Here is a 4897-nt window from a genome sequence, read left to right as displayed (position 1 = left end):
ATGACGATGCAGGTCTTTCGACATTCCCGCATACAGAAGCCTTTGCAACAGTTTGGATCAGTTCCAAGCGGAAGCTTCTTAACAATAATATGAAATGAAGTTGACGGATGAAAGCTGGATCAGCTATCAGCAAGGAAAAGGCAATGAAGAATTTCAGAAGTATATGGAAGATCTGACGGATATGCAGAATCATGTACTGCCGTATTTGCAGAGTTTTTGCAGTCTGGAAGAAAAAGGTGTGAAGGAGAGACGAGAACAGCAGGTGGCAGAGAAAAAATGAGAGCAGAGAAGCTGTGCCAAGAGCTGGCGTTGAAGCAAATACAGCAGTTAAGGACGCAGGGAAAGCTGAAAGAAAGGCAGTAGCACAGAAAAAGGCAATGCCAGGAAAAGAGAAAAAACCGTCAATCCATGAACGATTGGAAATCAATAAGAGAATTATCCAGGAAAAACAGGGAAAAGATAAGCCAGAGAGAGGGGCTGATTTGGGTGTAAGGACAGTGTAGTATAAGCAAAACAAGTCGGAGGTCACGGATGACAACGTGGCTTCCGGCTTTTTTGCTTTGAAAGGTTTGTGCTTCGAAGTTTTATGTGACAAATGAAATAACCTGTGATATTATAAAAATGATATAAGCGAAAATGACTTTTGCGGAAAAGAGAGTATCTTTATATTTTTTATGCGTATACTTCCTATTATGGGATTAAATGATTGCAAAGTTGATTACTAATATTTTTTCATTATTACAGGTACAATAGAACATGTGATAGAGGAAATGAGGTATAGTTACTTGCAGATAGAGAAGTATATTGCGGATAAAATAACATCTTTATGTGAAAAGCGTGACATCAGCGACTGCAGGTTACACATCCGAAATATTATGATTTATGTATGTGGCCAGTGCAAGACGGTGGTTTAGGAATGAAGCGTGTCTTAGAATATATGGAAATTCCATTTGAAACATGGGAATCTGTAGGACAGATGCGGATGGAATTTGACAAAGAAGGGGAAATGAAAACAGCGAGATATAAAATAGAAAAAAATTATCTTGAGACATCGGTATGCGCCGATGTCTTTTTGTTTTGGTAAAAATGCTGAATTATCTACCACGAAAGTATACAAAGCTTACAAAGATGTATCTTTGTTCAAAAAGACTATATATGGGCGACCTTTTACGGGCAATTTATATAGAATAGAGAAAAGGTGGTAGAAATCATGGATATGAAAACAGCAGTTATATATCGTCTTGAAGAATTGATAAGGCAAAAGGATATTACCGTGAATGAGGCGGCGATACGTTCTGGTGTTCCGCCATCAACGCTGAAGAATATTTTGTATGGGCAGAGTAAGAATGTAGGCGTAGTTACAATCAAGAAATTGTGTGATGGATTAGAAATCACAATACCAGAATTTTTTGGAGATTCCATCTTTGCAGAGTTGGAACCGGAGTTATAGAAGTAAGAGATAATCTCATGGCAAAATTCTGCGGGATGGTTTTTTTATGAAATAAGGTTAGCCGTAACTAACAATGAGGGAGGATTATGTATAAGATAGCGATTTGTGATGATGATAAAAGATATAGAAAAACGATCAGGGAGATTATAGAGCATGAAAATAGTTTGCCTGAAAATGAAATCAGATTTTATGAATACGAATCAGGAAATGAACTTTTGAAACATACGGATATTCTCCACGAATTAGTCTTTATAGATATCCGTATGCCGGGGCTGGATGGAAACCAAACAGCATTAAAATTGAGAAATTATAACAAAGATGCAGTTTTAATCTTCTATTCCAGTTATTTTGAGCCGACAGTGGACAGTATAAATTTCGGACAGCCCTTTCGGTATATTATGAAGGACTTACACGATACCAGCTTACGCCGGGAAATTGCAGCTATTATGACTGAGGTAAAGAGACGCTTTCTGAATGACTATGCGGTAACGGTGACATCGGCGGGGAAGATAATACGCATACATGTGGAAAATATCTTATATGTTTCCAGAGCCAAAAGAGGATGTGAGATAACCATTGTGAAAGAGCAAGAAAAAGAGACAGTTCGGTGCAGAGAAGCGTTTGGAGAATTATGTGAACAGCTAAAAGATCAGGGATTTGCACAGGCGCATTATAGTTACATTGTTAAGTTGGGAAAAGTAGAAGGGTTAGAAAAAGGCGTACTACGGTTGAAATGCGGAATAGAACTGAATGTTTCAAGAGCAAAGAAAGAAGAGTTTACCGAGGCACTGTTTGAATATCTGAGGGAAAGGAATGGTTGATCTGATGAGTTTACTAAGAGATGTTTTAGTTTGCAGCCTTCAGGTATGGATGCTGAATGATTTTGGGAAAAATATGTTTCCGTATAGGGTAGAACCTTTATGGAAAAGAATTGGGGTGTACTTTGCTGCGGCACTTTGTATTTTTATTGCAAATCATATGGGAACGACGCTATTTAATATTGCGATTATTCCCGCAAGTTATACGATTGCTGCTATTATTATTTTTCAAGGCAGTAAGTGGAAGAAAGTTATCATGGCCTGTTGTTATTATATGTTGGCAATCGTACCAGAGTTTTTGTTTGCTGCGATTACTGAAGCCTATGGAATAACTGGAACAGCAAACGAATTTCAGTCAGAGCTGGAAAAAACACTAGCTATTTTGTTGATGAAAACGATGACTTTTTTACTCGTGAAATGTATTAACCAGATAACAAGAAAGAAAAATTATCTGACGATTGAAAATAAATTGTTTACTGTGCTGTTAACTCTGCCGGTGGCGACAATTATCATTTTTATGTGTATATACTATTCGAATATTTCTTTTACCGGTGTAAATCGTATCATGATTCCTATTGGAGCAGCATTGCTGTTAATGACGAATATTTGTATATTTGCAGTCTTTGATAAATTAATTGAAAGGTCTGAAGAAGTAAAAAAGATGGAATTGCTTTATCAGAAAAGTAAAGCTGAAAATATCAATCAGAAATATATCAATAAGGTAAACGAAGATAAAATGGCTTTTCTGCATGATGTGAGTAAATTTCTTTGTATTACAGCGAACTTGATAGAAAATGGAAAAAATCTTGAGCTGGATAACATGGTAAGACATTTGGGGATCCGGATACAGGAACTGAAAAATTATAGTTACTGCGCTGATCCGGTTCTAAACAGCATTTTATGTGAAAGAAAATTTGTCACCGAATCAAAAGGCATATTGTATAAAATCAAACTTGGAAATAATCTTAGGACAGATTTTATAGAAGACCTAGATTTGATTTCTATTGTGGGGAATCTTTTGGATAATGCAATCGAGGCTGCTGAAAAGACAGAGAAAGATAAGTATGTGATTTGTAATATGTATATGGGGAATGAAAATCATTTCCTGGTAATGGAATTTCGCAATAATTATATTGTGCCTTTAATAAAAGAGAAGGACCGATATATAAGTACAAAAAGAGATTCCGGCAGTCATGGAATCGGGCTTCATACGGTAAAGAAACTGGTGGAAAGATATGGAGGAATCATGAGGATTGTTACAGGAGAACGGGAGTTTTCTGTTGAGATAATCTTTACAATTAGATAAGACTATGCAAAAATCGCCCAAAAAATTACCGTTTTGGCCGAGGTAATTGTAGTAGAGTCGATTTTTTAGTAGAATTTTGAAAAAAGGAGGCAAAAATCATGAAGAAAATATTAGACAAAGTAACAACAAAGGTATTAGAGGGCATCAATTTGCTTGCGCTCAAATTGACAGCACGTTCCGCAAATCTTGCATGTGACTGGTTATATTTTCAGGATGAAGAACCGGACGAAGTTAAGAAGATGAGAAAGTTTTAATGAGAAAAAGGATAATTGACTGGATTTTCACTCTACAAAGTCAACGGGGAATTCTTGGGGAAAAAGAACGTAGGCTGTATGAATATGCTTATCGACTGTTGTTAAGCAGAATTCTTATATATTCTATTATTATTGTATTGGGTAGCATAACGGGAAACTGGTTAGGGATGTTCAGCTTTTTACTGCCGTTTGTTTTTTTAAGGCAGTATGTAGGAGGAATTCATTTGAGAAAATCTATAAGCTGCATTTGTGTTTCCAGTTTCCTGGTTTTTATATGTGGAGAATATTTGGCAATAGATTCAATGATGGGAATTGCATTTCGGATAACATGGTTTGTTTCTATTGTGATTATATTATTGTTAGCCCCGGTGGATACTGGAAGTAAAAGACTAGATAAAGTAGAAAGAAAGATTTATGGGAAACGTGCAAGAACATTGTTGGCTATCGAATTTGTATTGGCATTCTGTTTTGAAACGATAGGAATTTCAATAGTAGCTAAAGGAATTGCAGTGGCTCATATAATTTTAGCAAGTAGCCTTGTACTAGGAACAGTAAAAAATTTTTTTGCATATAAGTTAGAGAAAACTAACATATAAAAGGAAAATAAAATGAGAAACAGAAACGAATTGAAGAAAAGTGACAATGACATATTTCAAATTAAAGGGATTTTAGAGAAGTCTTCAGATAATAAATGGATTCAAGATTTTGTCTATTGGCTAAGAAAATTTTTCTATATGGAATATTGGCAAGGTGAAAAAAAGGATGAGCGATACGCAGTACAGATGATACAGCTCCTTTTGAAAGAATATTTGGATTTTTTAGGTAAAGGAGATACTGCAGTAGAGGAAGTGTTGAGAAAATTTGAAATGACGCTTCCTTTTCTGCAACGGCTAGTAATATCGGATATGAAAGCGGCATATGAAGGTGATCCGGCTGCAGAGAGCTATATGGAAATCATAGCTGCTTATCCGGGTCCGCTAGCAGTGCTTATTCAAAGGACGGCTAATTGCTTATATAAACTGAAAGTTCCTATATTACCGAGAATTATGACAGAGTATGCACACTCTAT

The 4897-nt window shown here is 36.0% G+C and carries 8 protein-coding genes and 1 pseudogene; all 9 read left to right on the top strand.

What is annotated here, in order from left to right; translation table 11 throughout:
* Positions 1–94 precede the first annotated feature (94 nt).
* Positions 95–280, top strand: a complete 186-nt coding sequence (locus WMO25_RS14940; protein WP_349085972.1) for a hypothetical protein — start codon at positions 95–97, stop codon at positions 278–280.
* A 13-nt stretch (positions 281–293) separates the two neighbouring features.
* Positions 294–503 carry a hypothetical protein gene (locus tag WMO25_RS14935; RefSeq protein WP_055303585.1) on the top strand — a complete coding sequence of 70 codons (210 nt, stop codon included), beginning with the start codon at positions 294–296 and terminating at the stop codon, positions 501–503.
* Between the two features lie 413 nt (positions 504–916).
* Complete coding sequence (locus tag WMO25_RS14930; protein WP_349085970.1) at positions 917–1084, top strand: hypothetical protein; 168 nt, start codon at positions 917–919, stop codon at positions 1082–1084.
* Positions 1085–1210: 126 nt separating this feature from the next.
* Positions 1211–1450, top strand: a complete 240-nt coding sequence (locus WMO25_RS14925; RefSeq protein WP_055152358.1) for a helix-turn-helix domain-containing protein — start codon at positions 1211–1213, stop codon at positions 1448–1450.
* An 86-nt stretch (positions 1451–1536) separates the two neighbouring features.
* Entirely contained in the window at positions 1537–2271 is a 735-nt protein-coding gene (locus tag WMO25_RS14920) for a LytR/AlgR family response regulator transcription factor (RefSeq protein ID WP_055156941.1), read from the top strand.
* Entirely contained in the window at positions 2264–3574 is a 1311-nt protein-coding gene (locus tag WMO25_RS14915; protein WP_337546861.1) for a sensor histidine kinase, read from the top strand. The genes WMO25_RS14920 and WMO25_RS14915 overlap by 8 nt, the downstream gene beginning before the upstream one ends.
* A gap of 98 nt (positions 3575–3672) precedes the next feature.
* Positions 3673–3828 (top strand): cyclic lactone autoinducer peptide, encoded by a 156-nt coding sequence (locus tag WMO25_RS14910; RefSeq protein WP_195480891.1) that lies wholly within the window; start codon positions 3673–3675, stop codon positions 3826–3828.
* Complete coding sequence (locus tag WMO25_RS14905; protein WP_349085966.1) at positions 3828–4424, top strand: accessory gene regulator B family protein; 597 nt, start codon at positions 3828–3830, stop codon at positions 4422–4424. Before WMO25_RS14910 ends, WMO25_RS14905 begins: the two co-directional genes overlap by 1 nt.
* Before the next feature lie 12 nt (positions 4425–4436).
* Positions 4437–4897: pseudogene (locus tag WMO25_RS14900) on the top strand (hypothetical protein); the annotation flags it as partial.

This window comes from Coprococcus intestinihominis, from assembly GCF_040096555.1.
Taxonomy (GTDB): Bacteria; Bacillota; Clostridia; order Lachnospirales; family Lachnospiraceae; genus Coprococcus_A; species Coprococcus_A intestinihominis.
This window is presented reverse-complemented; position numbering and strand designations above follow the sequence as displayed.